The organism is Rubricoccus marinus, from assembly GCF_002257665.1.
In the GTDB taxonomy this organism is placed as follows: Bacteria; Bacteroidota; Rhodothermia; order Rhodothermales; family Rubricoccaceae; genus Rubricoccus; species Rubricoccus marinus.
Genome location: NZ_MQWB01000001.1, coordinates 1,745,215 through 1,759,239 on the forward strand (window position 1 = coordinate 1,745,215; position 14,025 = coordinate 1,759,239).

The 14,025-nt window shown below is 68.4% G+C and carries 14 protein-coding genes; 5 read left to right on the forward strand and 9 right to left on the reverse strand.

Features of this window, described 5'->3' with window-relative positions; all coding sequences use genetic code 11:
* The first annotated feature begins 47 nt into the window (after positions 1–47).
* Positions 48–1,712 carry a L,D-transpeptidase family protein gene (locus BSZ36_RS07290; RefSeq protein WP_179271070.1) on the forward strand — a complete coding sequence of 555 codons (1,665 nt, stop codon included), beginning with the start codon at positions 48–50 and terminating at the stop codon, positions 1,710–1,712.
* Between the two features lie 109 nt (positions 1,713–1,821).
* Positions 1,822–2,931, forward strand: a complete 1,110-nt coding sequence (locus BSZ36_RS07295; RefSeq protein ID WP_094547423.1) for a hypothetical protein — start codon at positions 1,822–1,824, stop codon at positions 2,929–2,931.
* Here the strand turns inward: BSZ36_RS07295 and BSZ36_RS07300 are convergent.
* From BSZ36_RS07300 to BSZ36_RS07320, 5 genes are all read right to left on the reverse strand, one after another.
* Positions 2,928–3,857 carry a formimidoylglutamase gene (locus BSZ36_RS07300; protein WP_179271071.1) on the reverse strand — a complete coding sequence of 310 codons (930 nt, stop codon included), beginning with the start codon at positions 3,855–3,857 and terminating at the stop codon, positions 2,928–2,930. The genes BSZ36_RS07295 and BSZ36_RS07300 overlap by 4 nt on opposite strands.
* 1 nt (position 3,858) lies before the next feature.
* Complete coding sequence (gene hutI, locus BSZ36_RS07305) at positions 3,859–5,085, reverse strand: imidazolonepropionase (RefSeq protein ID WP_094547428.1); 1,227 nt, start codon at positions 5,083–5,085, stop codon at positions 3,859–3,861.
* A 2-nt stretch (positions 5,086–5,087) separates the two neighbouring features.
* Positions 5,088–5,435, reverse strand: coding sequence for a hypothetical protein (locus BSZ36_RS07310; protein WP_094547430.1), 348 nt, complete (start codon positions 5,433–5,435; stop codon positions 5,088–5,090).
* 25 nt (positions 5,436–5,460) lie between these two features.
* Positions 5,461–6,753, reverse strand: a complete 1,293-nt coding sequence (gene hisS / locus BSZ36_RS07315) for a histidine--tRNA ligase (RefSeq protein ID WP_094547432.1) — start codon at positions 6,751–6,753, stop codon at positions 5,461–5,463.
* Positions 6,754–6,857: 104 nt separating this feature from the next.
* On the reverse strand, positions 6,858–7,331 hold the full coding sequence (locus BSZ36_RS07320; RefSeq protein WP_179271072.1) for a PTS sugar transporter subunit IIA: 474 nt from the start codon (positions 7,329–7,331) through the stop codon (positions 6,858–6,860).
* Positions 7,332–7,507: 176 nt separating this feature from the next.
* Between BSZ36_RS07320 and BSZ36_RS07325 the strand changes: the two genes are divergently transcribed.
* Positions 7,508–7,810, forward strand: coding sequence for a BON domain-containing protein (locus tag BSZ36_RS07325; RefSeq protein WP_179271073.1), 303 nt, complete (start codon positions 7,508–7,510; stop codon positions 7,808–7,810).
* Positions 7,811–7,851: 41 nt separating this feature from the next.
* Here BSZ36_RS07325 and BSZ36_RS07330 read toward each other — a convergent pair whose 3' ends face one another.
* The 4 genes from BSZ36_RS07330 to sucC form a co-directional block, all read right to left on the reverse strand.
* Positions 7,852–8,289: a DoxX family protein gene (locus BSZ36_RS07330; RefSeq protein ID WP_218827601.1), complete on the reverse strand. Its 438-nt coding sequence runs from the start codon at positions 8,287–8,289 to the stop codon at positions 7,852–7,854.
* Positions 8,286–8,690 (reverse strand): GNAT family N-acetyltransferase, encoded by a 405-nt coding sequence (locus BSZ36_RS07335; protein WP_218827602.1) that lies wholly within the window; start codon positions 8,688–8,690, stop codon positions 8,286–8,288. The genes BSZ36_RS07330 and BSZ36_RS07335 overlap by 4 nt, the downstream gene beginning before the upstream one ends.
* A 37-nt stretch (positions 8,691–8,727) precedes the next feature.
* A complete protein-coding gene (locus BSZ36_RS07345) occupies positions 8,728–9,753 on the reverse strand; it encodes an ABC transporter ATP-binding protein (protein ID WP_179271074.1) in 1,026 nt (341 codons plus the stop codon).
* A 102-nt stretch (positions 9,754–9,855) separates the two neighbouring features.
* Entirely contained in the window at positions 9,856–11,028 is a 1,173-nt protein-coding gene (gene sucC, locus BSZ36_RS07350; protein ID WP_094547443.1) for an ADP-forming succinate--CoA ligase subunit beta, read from the reverse strand.
* Between the two features lie 373 nt (positions 11,029–11,401).
* Here sucC and BSZ36_RS07355 point away from each other — a divergent pair, with 373 nt between their 5' ends.
* Both BSZ36_RS07355 and icd read left to right on the forward strand, forming a co-directional pair.
* Positions 11,402–12,505, forward strand: a complete 1,104-nt coding sequence (locus BSZ36_RS07355; RefSeq protein WP_179271075.1) for an LptF/LptG family permease — start codon at positions 11,402–11,404, stop codon at positions 12,503–12,505.
* Between the two features lie 94 nt (positions 12,506–12,599).
* A complete protein-coding gene (gene icd, locus BSZ36_RS07360; protein ID WP_094547447.1) occupies positions 12,600–13,856 on the forward strand; it encodes an NADP-dependent isocitrate dehydrogenase in 1,257 nt (418 codons plus the stop codon).
* The last annotated feature ends 169 nt before the right edge of the window (positions 13,857–14,025 follow it).

The following is a 14,025-nucleotide window of genomic DNA, read 5'->3' on the forward strand; positions in this document are numbered from 1 at the left end:
GTTCTCCGGCCGTCGCGCGTTTGGCGTCTTCCCCATCACCCCCTCTGATGTCCCGTCTGGTCGTTCACCCTGTTCTCGTCGCGGTCCTCGCGTGGTCCCTTGGTTGGGGCATTTTCGACGGTTTGTTCGGAGACAAGGGCCCCGAGCAGATCGCCGCCTCGGACGTGCAGGAGTCAATCCAGGCCCTCGCTGTGGCCGCCTCAGATGAGGTCGGGGATCTGTATGCCGCCCGCGAGTACGTATCGCTGTGGGGCTCGGAAGAAAGGTCTGCGCTCATGGCCCGCCTCAGCGCGGCCTCTGGCGACGGCATCGCGCCCGAGACCATCGGCGTCGACGACGCGCGAGACGCCCTCGCGATGTGGGAGGGCACGCGCCAGGAGTGGGCCGCGCTCGACGACGAGACGCGGGAGGCCACGCCCGACCCGCGGCCCCAAGCGCTCGCCCGCGCGGACGTGCGCCTTACCGAGGCTGTGCTCCAGCTCGGCGACAAGCTCGCCGGCTCGCGCATCGATCTCGCCGCGCTGCACCCCGGCACGTGGTTTCCCGACTCCCGCGATTCGCTCGCCAGAGGCCGCGTCCTCGATGCCGTCGCCTCTGGCGACGCGCAGGCCGTGCTGCGCACGCTCGATGAGCTTCAGCCGCAGCACCCGCAAGCGCAGCAGCTTCGAGCCGCGCTCCGCCGCCTCCGCGACGCCGACGCCGCCCCTATTCCCGACGGCTCGCCTCTGGCGATGGGCGAGCGGTCCATCCGCGTGCCCCACGTACGCGCTCGCCTCGCCGCTCTCGGGTACCTCGGCGCTGATGCGCCAGAGACCGGCTGGAACGACGCCGAGCCGTATTTGCTCGATGCCGAGATCGGCCGTGCGCTCGCGCGCTTCCGCGACGCCAGAGGCCTCGCGCCCGACTCCTCGCTGGACGCCGCGACAACGGCCGCGCTTAACACGGACTTAGACAGCCTCGCGGACCGCGTCGCGCTCAACCTCGAGCGCTGGCGTCACCTCCCCGACGATTTCGGGGAGCGCTACGTGTGGGTCAACATGCCCGCCTACCATTTGGAGGTGCGCGAGCCCGACGGCGAGGTCGGAATCGAGATGACCGTCAACATCGGCAACGCGCAAACGCGGGGTTGGACCACGCCCGTGATCTCAGACTCCATCACGCGCGTTGTCTTCCGCCCGGCGTGGTACGTACCAAGCTCGCTCGCTGCCGCGCAGGTCTTTCCCATGGCGCGTGCGGACAGCCTCAGCCTGTACCGCTCTGGCTTTGAGGTGTACCAGAACGGCGCCCCGGTAGACAGCCGCCTTGTGCCGTGGGACTCGGTCTCGGTCGGCCAGTTCCGGTTTGTGCAGCGCCCAGGCCCCAGCAACCCGCTCGGCCGCGCCAAATTCCCGATGACGAACCCGTACGCGATCCTCATCCACGACACCAACCGCCGCAACTTCGGCGGGGCGGTCTCTAGCGGATGCGTCCATGCCGGCGATGCCGAGGCTCTCGCTGCCTATCTGCTGCGCGCCGAGGGCTGGACGGAGGAGCGGGCGCAGCAGGCGTACCGAAACGGGCCGCAGCGCCAGGGCGTTCCCCTCTCGTCGCCCATCCAGACGCACTTCGTCTACCTCACCGCCGAGGTCGACGCCTCTGGCGCGCTCGTCTTCCACGACGACCCCTACGGCTACGACGTGAAGCAACTCGCGGCGCTCGAAGGAGCGCTGTAGCGCCGAGGCCTCTGGCGCCAGAGGCCTAAATGTGCGGGAGATGTAATGCCGGTGTGACCTGGACCGTTCGAGCGGCGGCTGGCCCAGTACGACCCTCCCTCCACCTCTTATGGCGCACCGACTCCCTTTCTTCGCCGTCCTCGCGATGGCATCGCTCGTCGCGACGGGCTGCTCTCCGTACAACTACGGGTACGGCAACGACCGCAGCGGCGGCTACTACGGCAACGACGGGTACAACGACCCGTACTACGACGACGTCCCCGTTTACGGAAACGGCGGCTATGACTACGGCGGCGGCTACGACGAAGGCTACCGCGATGGATACCGAGACGGCTACTACCGAGGCCGTGCCTATCCCACCTACGCCCGCGTTCGGCAGAACACCTACCGCGTGTGCCACGGCCGCCGCACGGTCACGCTTTCGGGCAGAAACCTGGACGCCCACCTTAACCACGGCGACTTTTTCGGCTCCTGCTCCAAGCAGTTCCGCGACCGCCACGAACGCTACTACCGCGTCGGCCGATACCACACCAACTACAAGCGTTCGGTTGAGCGCCGGCGTGCTGCGGACCGCGGAGATCGGTACGACGACGGCGAACGCCGCGCCCGCCGCGACGACCGCAACCGCAACGTGGACCGCAACCGTCAGGACAACCGCGCCCGTCAGGCCCGTGAGGCTGCCAGCCGTCAGAATCGCGCTCGGGACTCTCGTGAGCGTCAGGCACGCGAGCGTGCGTCCCAGCAGCGGGAAGCGCGTCAGCGTGCAGATCGCCAGCGCGAGGCTCGGCAGCGAGCAGCGCAGCAGAGGTCTCAGCGTGAGGCCCGCCAGAGGCAATCGCGTGAGCGGGACGCTCGCCAGCGCGCTACCCAGCAGCGGGAAGCCCGTCAGCGTTCTGAGCGTCAGCGCGAGGCCCAGAGACAATCGCGCGAGCGAGACGCTCGCCAGCGGGAGGCACGCCAGCGAACGGAGCGTCAGCGGGAAGCGCGGGAGCGTGAGGCCCGGCAGCGCTCCGAGCGCCAGCGCGAGGCGCGGGAAAAGCAGACCCGCGAGCGGGAAGCACGTCAGCGCTCCGAGCGCCAACGGGAAGCGAACCGCTCCAACCAGCGGTCGCGCGAGAACACCCGCCAGGGCCGCCAGCGGAACAACCGCGAGGCTGAGCCCGAGAAGGAAGAGCGCAACGAGCGCTCGCGCCGTAGCCGCCGCGGCGGCAACGACTAGCGCGCCGCGAGGCCGCGCAGAATGTGCCAGACGGTGAGAGCGGCGAGCGTCGCCGTTCTCCCGTCCTGGTCCAGCCGGGGATTCGCCTCCACCACCTCGAACGAGCCGACGCCTCTGGCGCGGCCACAGGCCTCCGCGGCGTGCAGCCACAGGCGTGGGGACAGCCCGCCCACGCCCGGTGCGCTCACGCCCGGGGCCTCTGGCGCCGCCACCGCGTCGATGTCGAAGGACGCCATCGCCGGCCGAGGCGTTGGATGGATAAACGCGTCGATGGCGGCGCGGTCCAGATCGGCACCCCACGCGATGCGCCCACCTCTGGCGCGGATCCAGTCCGCATGCGCCGCGGCGACGCGCCAGGGATGGAGGCCCGCTACGGAGTACGACCGGACGTGCCCGGACGGGTGCTCCAACGCCTGTCGGAACGGCGAGCCAGAATGCGCGCCAGAGGCCCCGACCTCGCGCACATCGGCGTGGGCGTCCCAGTTGAGGACGTGGACATCGCGTTGCGCCTGGCAGTAGCCGAGGAGATGCCCGTAAGCGGTCTCGTGGCCGCCCCCGAGCACGATCACGGTCTTCTCCCCCACCCATGGCGCGATCGTATCCGCGAGGGCGTGCTGGTCGGCCTCCACGTCTCCAGAAACCGCGATGTCGCCCGCATCCACCGTCCGTTCGAGGAGCGCCGCGAACGCCTCTGGCGAACGCGCGTCCGGCGTCATCTTGTAGAGCGCATCGCGGATCGCCGCCGGGCCGCCAGAGGCTCCGGGTCGGCCGCCGTTGCGCGCGACGCCAGCGTCCGATGGGAAGCCGACGAGGATCACCCGCGCGTCAGGCACGCGGCTATGGGAGCCGGCGAGCCACCGCCCGAGGCGCGGGTCCTCTGGCGAAGTCAGCGGCGCGAGAATTGAGGGGACTGAAAGACCGCTCACGCTAGGCCGACCAATCGTATGCCACCTCGCCGCCGATGTACGCGTACCAGATAGCGTCGGGATCGAACGAGTACATCCACGTCTCCACCGACGAGCTGTTGATCAGGACAAAGTCCGCGTGGTAGCCGGGCAGAAGCGACCCGACTGACCCGTGCAATTGCAGTGCCCGCGCGGCCACGGTCGTAGCGCCGCGGAGCACCTGCGCGGGCGTCATCCTCTGGCGCACGCAGGCGGCCCACATCGCCAGAGGCAGGTCCGCGACGGGCGCGCTGCCGGGGTTGAAGTCGGTTGCTACGGCCACAGGCACTCCGGCCTCCATCAACTCCCTAGCGGGCAGCGGCTCCACGCCGAGCACCAGCGTCGCCAGAGGCAGGCTTACCGCGACCGTTCCCGCGCGCGCCATCGCGCGGATGCTGGCCTCCGAGATGTTCTCCAGATGGTCCGCGCTCGCAGCGCCCACCTCGGCCGCGAGTGCTCCGCCCCCCGTATCGCTGAGTTGGTCGGCGTGCAGCTTGGGGACGAGCCCGAGGCCTCTGGCGGCGGCGAAGACCCGCCGCGCCTCGTCCGGTGTGAACGCGCCGGTCTCGACAAAGGCGTCGCAAAAGACCGCCAAACGCTCCGCAGCAACGGCCGGGAGAATCTCGTTACAGATCAGATCCAGGTACCCGTCGCGGTTGCCTGAGAACTCTGGCGGGACGGCGTGGGCCGCGAGAAGCGTCGGGATGAGCCTCTGGCGCGAGGTCTGCGCGAGCCGCTTGTAGACGCGGAGTTGCTTGAGCTCATCCGCCAGCGAAAGCCCGTACCCGCTTTTCGCCTCGACCGTCGTGACGCCGCGCCTCAACATGCGGCAAAGCAGGAGGTCCGCATTTACCTGCAACAACTCTTCGGACGCTTCGCGCGTGGCGCGGACCGTCGAGAGAATGCCCCCGCCTCTTGCGGCGATGTCGAGGTAGGACGTTCCGTTCAAGCGCTCGGTGAACTCATCGGCCCGCGCGCCCCCAAAGGCGAGGTGCGTGTGGCAGTCCACCAACCCTGGCACGACCGTCAGGCCGGCGGCAGAGACCTCCGGCTCATCCGCATACGCAACCGGGAGGTCTTGCTCACGCCCAACCCACTCCACGCGACCCTCGCGCCACACCATCGCCGCGCTCTCGATCTCACCCACATCGTCGGCGCGGGCCTCTGGCGGGCACGTGTACAGCCTCTTGACATCGGTGAGGACCGGCACCGCTAGAGGCGCGTCACGCGGTGCGTCGGCTCCACACAGGGGCGGACGGCCCCCGCCTCGTCCGTAGCACCCACGACTTCGATACGGTCCCCTTCACCCAAGTCGTTAACGTCTACGAGCCCTTCGGCTTCGCAGAGGTTCATCCGCGCCGGGATCAGCACGCGTACGCTCTCGCCAGAGGCGGTCGTCATCACGATTACGCCGTCGCCGTCGTACGTCCAGGGCGTAAGGTCCACCGATGCGACCGTGCCCGATACGACGTCGCCAGAGGCCGAGCCGTTGCCCGACTCTGGCGCGCTCTGGGAGGCACAGCCGCTAGCGAGAAGAGCGAGAAAGAGGAGCGTGCGCATAGCAGAGAAAGAGGGTGCGCCGAACCTACGCCTCTGGCGCCGCTCCGAGGGCGCCGGCAAGATCGGCGAACGGCGTGGCGGTTTGCTCGCCGCTGGCGAGGTCCTTGACCTGCGCAACGCCAGAGGCCAGGTCGTCCGGGCCGACGATGACGGCGAACCGGGCGTCTTGACGTGAGGCCTCTTTCAGCTGCTTCCGCCACGCGCGCCCCAGCAGGTCGAACTCGACGCGGAGGCCTCTGGCGCGGAGCGCCTGGGCGGTCTGGAGTGTCCAGGGGCGCGCGTCGTCGTCCATCGCGACGAGGAACGCGTCGGGGCGCGAGAGGCCGGGGAGCTCCGTGCCTGCATCCGCGAGGGCGAGGAACAGGCGCTCGATCCCGGCTGCGTAGCCGACCGCCGGAACAGGCGTTTTGCTGCCCACCGCCTCCGCCAGTCCGTCATACCGGCCGCCAGCGGCCAGCGCGCTCTGCGCGCCGAGTGCGTCGCTCTCCAACTCGAACACGGTCCGGGTGTAGTAGTCGATGCCGCGCACGAGCAGCGGGTCCTCTACGTACGGGATACCGAGCGCATCGAGGTGCGTCTTGACCGCCTCGTAGTGCGCACGTGCGTCCTCGCCGACGTAGTCCGGCAGCTTGGGCGCGTCGGCCACAATCTCGCGCTCGCGCGGGTCTTTGGTGTCGAGGAGGCGGAGTGGGTTCGTGTCCAGCCTCTGGCGGCTCGTCTCCGTCAACTCATCCACGAACGGCGCGAAGTAGGTCCGCAACGCGTCGAGGTAACGCGGCCGATCGACGGCGTCGCCGATGGTGTTGAGACGAAGCCGTGTGTCCGTGATTCCGAAGGCGGCGTAGATCGCGCGGAGGTTGGCGATGACCTCCACGTCTGCCTGCGGCTGGTCGCTGCCCAGAAGTTCGACGCCGAACTGGTGGAACTGGCGGAAGCGTCCCTTTTGCGGGCGCTCGGCGCGGAAGCACGGCCCGATGTAGAACAGCCGCTGCGCGCCGCCGCGCTGGAGCAGGCTGTGCTGCAACGCCGCGCGCACGACTGGCGCCGTCACCTCGGGTCGGAGCACGTACGTCTCGCGCCCGCGCTCCACGGTGAACATCTCCTTTTGCACGATGTCCGTCGTCCCACCGACGCCTCTGGCGACGAGATCGACCGGCTCTAGAACGGGCGTGCGGATCTCGTCGAAGCCGAACCGCCGCATCTGGTCCTGCACGATGCCCTCGACGTGGCGCCACGCGGGGGTGCCGGGGATGTCGCTCCCTCCGGAGTCGTGCGCGATGGGGAGCACGTCGAACGTGCCGCGGATGGTCTTAAACATGGGGCGTGCGGAGCGGGAGCGTGGAAACTGCTCGCGCGGGCCTCTGGCGTCAAACGAATCCCCCGCGACCTGCTCGGGTGCGCCACCGCCCCATTGGCCGGACGCTACCCCAGCGCGGCCTCTGCGTCGGCCAGCGCGCGGTGAACATCGCGGACTGACTCGGCGTCGAGCAGCCTCTGGCGCGTACCCGCGTCCGCCATCACGCGCGAAATGCGGCTCAGGAGCCGAAGATGCACGCTCCGCTCGCGCTCCGGTCCTGCGAGCAAAAGCACGATGCGAACGGGCGAACCGTCCAGCGAGTCATAGTCCACGGCCGACTCCAAGATGGCGAGCGCGGCCGTCGTGTCGTCCACGCTCTGGGTGCGCGCGTGCGGGAGGGCGAGCCCCTGCCCCACGCCCGTAGACATCAACGCCTCGCGCTGAAGGACCGCGTCCAAGATGACAGAGGCATCGGCGGCCGTTCCGTGCGCGGCCAGGGCCGACATCGTCTCCAATAGCTCTCGTTTCGACGCGGCGGGAAGGCCGACGCGTACACGTTCAGCCGGGAGCAGGGTAAGAAGCGTCTGGGTTTGGATCACGCCAGAGGCTACTCTAGGCCGCGTCGCGCGTTCCGGGCAATCGGGGTGAAGGGGAACGCCTGCGTTCCGAATCGTGGCGTCTGAACGGCCGAAGCGTGGACGTTTGCGCGCGTATGGCGTTGCGTGCGCGCGGCACGGCTCTTGAAGACAGGTGCCAGCAACCGACCGCCTTCCCCGTGGCTGCTTCCGCCCCCGTTTCTGCCTACGGCCTTCCCGGCCCGCTCCGAGCCCTTATTGAAGGGTTCCAGGAGCGCCGCGCCCGTACCACCGCCGACAAGTCTCTCGCGCTCCGCCTCAAGGACGCTATGACCCGCGAGCAGGTCACCGCCAGAGGCCTGAGCTTCTACATCGAGCATGGGGCCGTTGCCGTGTACGGCAACGTCGCGGACGGCGCCGAGCGCGAGGCTATCCTCGGCCTGATCGCGCGGCAGCCCGGCGTTACCCGCATCGTGGACCACCTCCGGCTGGCCGACGCGTAGCCCGACACCAAGCGCCTCTGGCGCCGGAGGCGTCGATATGTTCAGGCACGCCGCAAACGGCGCCCTACGATCGCGTCCAGGCTGTAGCGCCCGCCCCCTGCAAGAAGCAGCGCGATGGCGGCGCTCCCGTAGGCGTAGGACAGTTCGCGGTCGCCAAAGGCGTCGCCGGCGTGCGCGAGGAAAAAGGCTACGCCCATCGTGAAGAGGACGGCCGCGGCAGCAGGCCGCGTGAGCAGTCCGAGCGCGAGAAGGAGCCCGCCGCCGAACTCCGAAAGAGCGGCCAACCACGCAAATACCTCTGGCGCCGGAAAGCCGAGCTCTCCCGTTTTCGAGACAAACCCGGCGCTCGGCGGGAGCTTACCGAGCCCGTGGCCGAACGCCATCGCGAGGCCCACGCTGACGCGAAGCACGAGCAGGCCGAGGTCGGCCCCGAGCGAGTTCTCGCCAGAGGCGAACATCTTCTGTGTCAGCCCGCTCATGCCCTCCGGACCCAGCCGTTCTCGATGGGCTTGAAGCCCAGGTGCGCGTAAAAGCCCGTCGAAAGGTTGGAATCCCGCAGGACGAGCTCCGTCCCCTTGCAACGCTCCAGAACGGTGTCGATCAGCTTTTTGCCCAGCCCCGTGCCCTGCACGTCGGGCTCCACGGCGAGGTCGCAGAGATAGCTCACCTGGTAGCCGTCGGTGAGAACGCGCGCGAGGCCGACGAGGCGGTCCCCTTGCCAGGCCGAGAGCACGAGCTGCGACCGCTCGAACGACTCGCGCAGGCGGTCAGCGTCATCGGTCTGCCGCAGGAGCGGCGCGCGCCGGTACAGCGTCGCGATTCGTCCGGGCGTGAGGCCTTCTTGCGTGTCGCGGATCTCGAAGTCGGCAGAGTCCTGCATGTCAGCGTTCTGCATGTGAGCGTAGAAAGGGCCGTGCCTACTCAGGCGACGGTGTCGGGTTCTGAGAGAGGTCGTCGAGGACGACCGTTGAGCGACGGGCGGCCAGGCGCAGGGCCTCTGGCGGGGCCAGGTCTGGCGCCACGCGGAGCACGAGGCGCACGCCATCGGCTTCGACCACCCACTCCGCCTCACGTCCGAGGTACTGCCGGGCGAGAAGCGTGGCGGGCACGCCCGACGCGGAGTCCGTTTCGGGCGCGAGGTCCTCAGGACGCACGGCGAGCGCCTGCTCATCCGCCAGAGGCCGGCCTCCCAGCCGCTCCGCTAGAGGCCCGCGTACGACGTTAGCGCCGCCGAGGAAGCTGGCGACGTAGGCCGTCGGCGGCTGCGCGTAGAGCGCCTCTGGCGTACCGGTGGCGACGAGTTGCCCCGTACGCAGGACCGCGATCTGATCCGAAAGCGCGAGGGCTTCTTCCTGATCGTGCGTGACGTAGAGGGCGGTAATACCGAGGCGCTGCTGGAGCGCGCGGATCTCGGCGCGCGTCTGCACGCGCAGCTCGGCGTCGAGGTTGGACAGCGGCTCGTCGAACAGGAGCACGTCGGGCTCCACGGCCAGGGCGCGAGCCAGCGCCACGCGCTGCTGCTGCCCGCCGGAGAGCGCGGCAACAGGACGCTCCCCCAATACGGCCATATCCACACGTGCCAGCGATTCCTGCACGCGCCTCTGGCGCTCCGCCTTCGGCAGCTTCGCGTCCAAACCGTACGCCACGTTTTCGCCCACGCTCATCGACGGGAAGAGCGCGTAGCTCTGAAACACCGTCGCCGTGGGCCGCTTCTGCGGCGCCAGAGGCGTCACGTCACGCCCCGCGATGTGGATGCTTCCAGCCTCTGGCGTCTCGAAGCCGCCTACCAAACGGAGCAGCGTTGTCTTGCCCGAGCCTGACGGGCCGAGCAGCGACACAAGTGAGCCCGGCGGAACGCTTAGCGAGACGCCGTCCACGGCGCGCACGCTGCCGTACAGCTTGGTAACGGCGTCGATCTCGATGCCTGCGGCGGTGTCTCGCATGGGCGGAAACAGGTCGGGGCACGGCGTGCCGTGCCCCGAGGGATCAAAACGGGCCTCTGGCGCCCCCCAGTCGGGAACTCGCGCCAGAGGCCCAGAGATGCGCTACGCGTCGAGCGCTGCGGTGACCTTGTCGGCGGCCTCCTGGAGGCGGATCGCCGTCTGGATGGGCAGGCCGCTGTCCTTGAGGATCTGCATGCCTTCCTCCGCATTGGTGCCCTGCAGGCGCACGATCAGCGGAACGGTGAGCTCCATGTTGCTCGCGGCCTCCACGACGCCCTTGGCGACGCGGTCGCAGCGCACGATGCCGCCGAAAATGTTGACGAGGATCGCCTTCACGTTCGGGTCGGACTGGATGATGCGGAAGCCCGCCTCAGTCGTCGCCGGGGACGCCGTTCCACCCACGTCGAGGAAGTTGGCTGGTTCACCGCCAGCGAGCTTGATGAGGTCCATCGTGCCCATCGCGAGCCCGGCGCCGTTCACCATGCAGCCAACATTGCCGTCCAGCTTGATGTAGTTGAGGTTGTGCTTGCCAGCCTCGACCTCCAGCGGGTCCTCCTCGGCCTCGTCGCGCATCTCCGCGAGGTCCTTGTGGCGGAACATCGCGTTGTCGTCCAGATCCATCTTCGCGTCGAGCGCGATGATCCGGCCGTCCTCGGTCTTGACGAGCGGGTTGATCTCCGCGATGGTGGCGTCGGACGCGCGGTACGCCTTGTACAGCGCCATCACAAACTTGACGCCCTCCTTGAAGGCGGTGCCTTCGAGTCCGAGCTGAAACGCGATCTCGCGCGCCTGGTAGGATCGGAGCCCGGTCGTGGGGTCGACGTGGACCTTGACGATCTTCTCGGGCGTGGCCTCGGCCACCTCCTCGATCTCGACGCCACCCTCGGTGGAGGCCATGATGACGTCCATGCCCGTCGCGCGGTCGAGCGTCACGCCGAGGTAGTACTCGTGCGCGATGTCCTCGGCGGCGGTGACGAGCACCTTGCGGACGAGCTGGCCCTCAGCGCCGGTCTGCGGCGTGATGAGCTGCATGCCGAGGATCTTCTCCGCGGCGGGCTTCACGTCGTCGATGCTGGGGCAGAACTTGACGCCTCCGCCCTTTCCGCGGCCTCCGGCGTGGATCTGCGCCTTGACGACGAACTGGGTGACGCCGTCGGCGGCCATCGTCTGGGCGGCTTCGACGGCCTCCTCGACCGTGTCGGCGACGATGCCGCGCTGCACGGCGACGCCGTACTGGTCGAGGATTTCTTTGGCCTGGTACTCGTGGACCTTCATCGGGAGGGCGGGTTGGGAGGGGAAAGCACAAACTTAGCCCCCACCCGAGGCCTGTTGGGTGGAGCGTAAGGGAAAGCGGTGCCTCTGGCGGGGACTGGGGACTGGGGACTGGGGACTGGGGACTGGGGACTGGGGACTGGGGACTGAAGGTGAGCCGGTGGGACCTCTGGCGCCAGAGGCGCTGGAGAGCATCGCGGTAGCGCGGGTTCGCCTGACGCTTTGTACCACTTAACTGAGAGGCCGCCCAGCCAGACCCCGGCCTCGCCAGAGGCCTCTGGCGGAGCCGAATCCGCAGCCTCCTTCCACGCCTCTCGCTCCAGAGGCGCGGCCCGCGCGTTGTCCTGAACTTGCACCGACGTCCCCGCCCTCCCGTTTGACCCGCTTCGACCGCTACGTCCTCGTCCGCTTTCTCGCCGCCAGCGGCCTGCTGCTGGTGCTGCTCATCGTGACGTTCGTAGTCCTGGACTACGTGGAGTACGTGGACGACTTCCTGGACCGCGGGGCGACGCAGAAGGACGTGTTCAGCACGTACTACCTCCACTACATCCCCGAGATCGTACGGCTGGTCTCGCCTCTGGCGGTGTTCCTGGGCGCGATTTACACCACAGCGCGGCTGGCGCAGTCGATGCAGCTCGCGGCGCTCCGCTCAGCGGGCGTGAGCGTGTGGCGGTACGCGCGGCCGTTTGTGCTGGCAGGGTTTGCAATAACGGCTGCGCTGTTTGCCTTCAACGGCTGGGTCGTCCCCCGCGCGAACGCCGTCGTCCACGACTTCCAGAACCGGTACTACCGTGAGGCACCCGAGGAGCGCACCGGCTCGGAGATCGTCCGTCAGCTCGCGCCCGACGCCATCCTCGCCGTCGGCTACTTCGACCGCGAGGAAGGCCGCGCGATCCGCATCACGGCCCTCCAACTCGATACCGCCTCTGGCGGCCTGCCCTCCGGCGTCCTCCAACGCATCGACGCTCCTCAGATGGAGTGGATCGACACGCTCCGGACGTGGCGCCTCACGACCGTCACCACGCGCACCTTCGACGCCAGAGGCGGCGAGACGCTCCGCCAGGCGACCCAACTGGACACCGCCTTTTCGGTCCTGCCCCGCGACCTCGCACAAAGTGACCGCGACGCGGAGCGCATGACGATCCCCGAAGCGCGCGCATACGTCGAATCCCTGGGTAGGGCCGGCGTGCGGGAGCGAGGCCGCCCCATCGTTTCGCTCCAGAGCAAGCTGTCCTACCCCCTCGCCAACCTCATCCTCGTGCTGCTCGCGGTGCCTCTGGCGTCGCGCCGTCGGCGCGGTGGGCAGGCCGCCCAGCTCGTGCTCGGTCTCGGCGTCGCGTTCTTGTACCTCGCGATGCAAAAGACGATGGAGCCGTTGGGATACGTCGGCGACATCCCGCCCGTGGCCGCCGCCTGGATCCCCCACGCCGTGTTCGCGCTCGTGGCGCTGCTCGCCATCTGGCGCTCGCACCGCGTCTAACTGCAGTGTGCGGGCATCTGGCGCCAGAGGCCCGCGCGGCGCTCACAGCGGCACCTCCCGTACCTTCGCCGACTTCCTTTCCAAACCGCACCCCATGGCTGACTACACGCACCTCACGACCCCTGCCTCTGGCGACACGATCACGATGTCGGACGCCGGGCTGAACGTCCCTGACAACCCGATCATTCCGTTTATCGAGGGCGACGGCATCGGCCCCGACATCTGGGCCGCCGCGAGCCGCGTGCTGGACGCCGCCGTCGCGAAGGCCTACGGCGACGACCGCAAGATCGAGTGGTTCGAGGTCTTTGCCGGCCAGAAAGCCCACGACCAGTTCGGCGAGTGGCTGCCCCAGGACACCCTCGATGCCATCAACGAGCACCTCGTTAGCATCAAGGGGCCGCTCACGACGCCCGTCGGCGGCGGCATCCGCTCGCTCAACGTGGCGCTCCGCCAGAAGCTGGACCTCTTCGCGTGCGTCCGCCCCGTCCGCTACTTCGACGGCGTCCCGAGCCCGGTGACGAACCCCGAGAAGGTGGATATGGTCATCTTCCGCGAGAACACGGAGGACATCTACGCCGGCATTGAGTTCGAGAACGGGACGGAGGACGCCGAGACGTTTAAGCGGCTCATGAAGGAGCACTTCCCGACGCGCTTCCAGAACGTCCGCTTCCCAGATACGGCTGGCTTCGGCATTAAGCCCGTCTCGCAAGAGGGCACGCGCCGCATCGTCAAGGCCGCGCTGGACTTCGCTGTCGCTCAGGGCCGCGATAGCGTCACGCTCGTGCACAAGGGGAACATCATGAAGTTCACCGAGGGCGCCTTCCGCGATTGGGGCTACGAGACGGCCGGAGAACTGTACGGCGCCGAAGAGTTGGACGGCGGCCCCTGGCGCACCTTCGAGGTAGACGGCCGCACGATCACCGTCAAGGACGTGATCGCCGACGCCTTCCTGCAGCAGATCCTCACCCGCCCCGCGGACTACGGCGTGATCGCAACGTTGAACCTCAACGGCGACTACGTGAGCGACGCCCTCGCGGCTGAAGTCGGCGGCATCGGCATCGCGCCGGGCGCCAACATCAACTACGACACCGGCGTCAGCATCTTCGAGGCCACGCACGGCACGGCGCCTAAGTACGCCGGCCAGGACAAGGTCAACCCGTCCTCGGTTATCCTCTCCGGCGAGATGATGTTCCGTTACATGGGCTGGAACGAGGCCGCCGACGCCATCATCCGCGCGATGGAAACGACCATCTCGCAGAAGCGGGTCACCTACGACTTCGAGCGCCTCATGGACGGCGCGACGCTGCTCAAGTGCAGCGAGTTTGGCGACGCGCTGATCGAGAACATGTAGACGTCCCCCCGTTCCCGCCAGAGGCCTCTGGCGACGAACTCGAGCCCCCGGTGCTAACGGCACCGGGGGCTCACTTATGCATGGCCGTTAGGGGATTGTCCTACACGTTTGTTAGGCAGAGCCTGACATTTCACACAGGCTCTAAGTATCATGGGGCCGCGGCAAATAC

Bases quoted from the DNA above. Each gene is read 5' to 3' on its own strand.
- BSZ36_RS07290 (WP_179271070.1), top strand. From the start codon at position 48: ATGTCCCGTCTGGTCGTTCACCCTGTTCTCGTCGCGGTCCTCGCGTGG.
- BSZ36_RS07295 (WP_094547423.1), top strand. From the start codon at position 1,822: ATGGCGCACCGACTCCCTTTCTTCGCCGTCCTCGCGATGGCATCGCTC.
- BSZ36_RS07310 (WP_094547430.1), bottom strand. From the start codon at position 5,435: ATGCGCACGCTCCTCTTTCTCGCTCTTCTCGCTAGCGGCTGTGCCTCC.
- hisS (WP_094547432.1), bottom strand. From the start codon at position 6,753: ATGTTTAAGACCATCCGCGGCACGTTCGACGTGCTCCCCATCGCGCAC.
- BSZ36_RS07330 (WP_218827601.1), bottom strand. From the start codon at position 8,289: ATGAGCGGGCTGACACAGAAGATGTTCGCCTCTGGCGAGAACTCGCTC.
- BSZ36_RS07335 (WP_218827602.1), bottom strand. From the start codon at position 8,690: ATGCAGGACTCTGCCGACTTCGAGATCCGCGACACGCAAGAAGGCCTC.
- BSZ36_RS07345 (WP_179271074.1), bottom strand. From the start codon at position 9,753: ATGCGAGACACCGCCGCAGGCATCGAGATCGACGCCGTTACCAAGCTG.
- sucC (WP_094547443.1), bottom strand. From the start codon at position 11,028: ATGAAGGTCCACGAGTACCAGGCCAAAGAAATCCTCGACCAGTACGGC.
- icd (WP_094547447.1), top strand. From the start codon at position 12,600: ATGGCTGACTACACGCACCTCACGACCCCTGCCTCTGGCGACACGATC.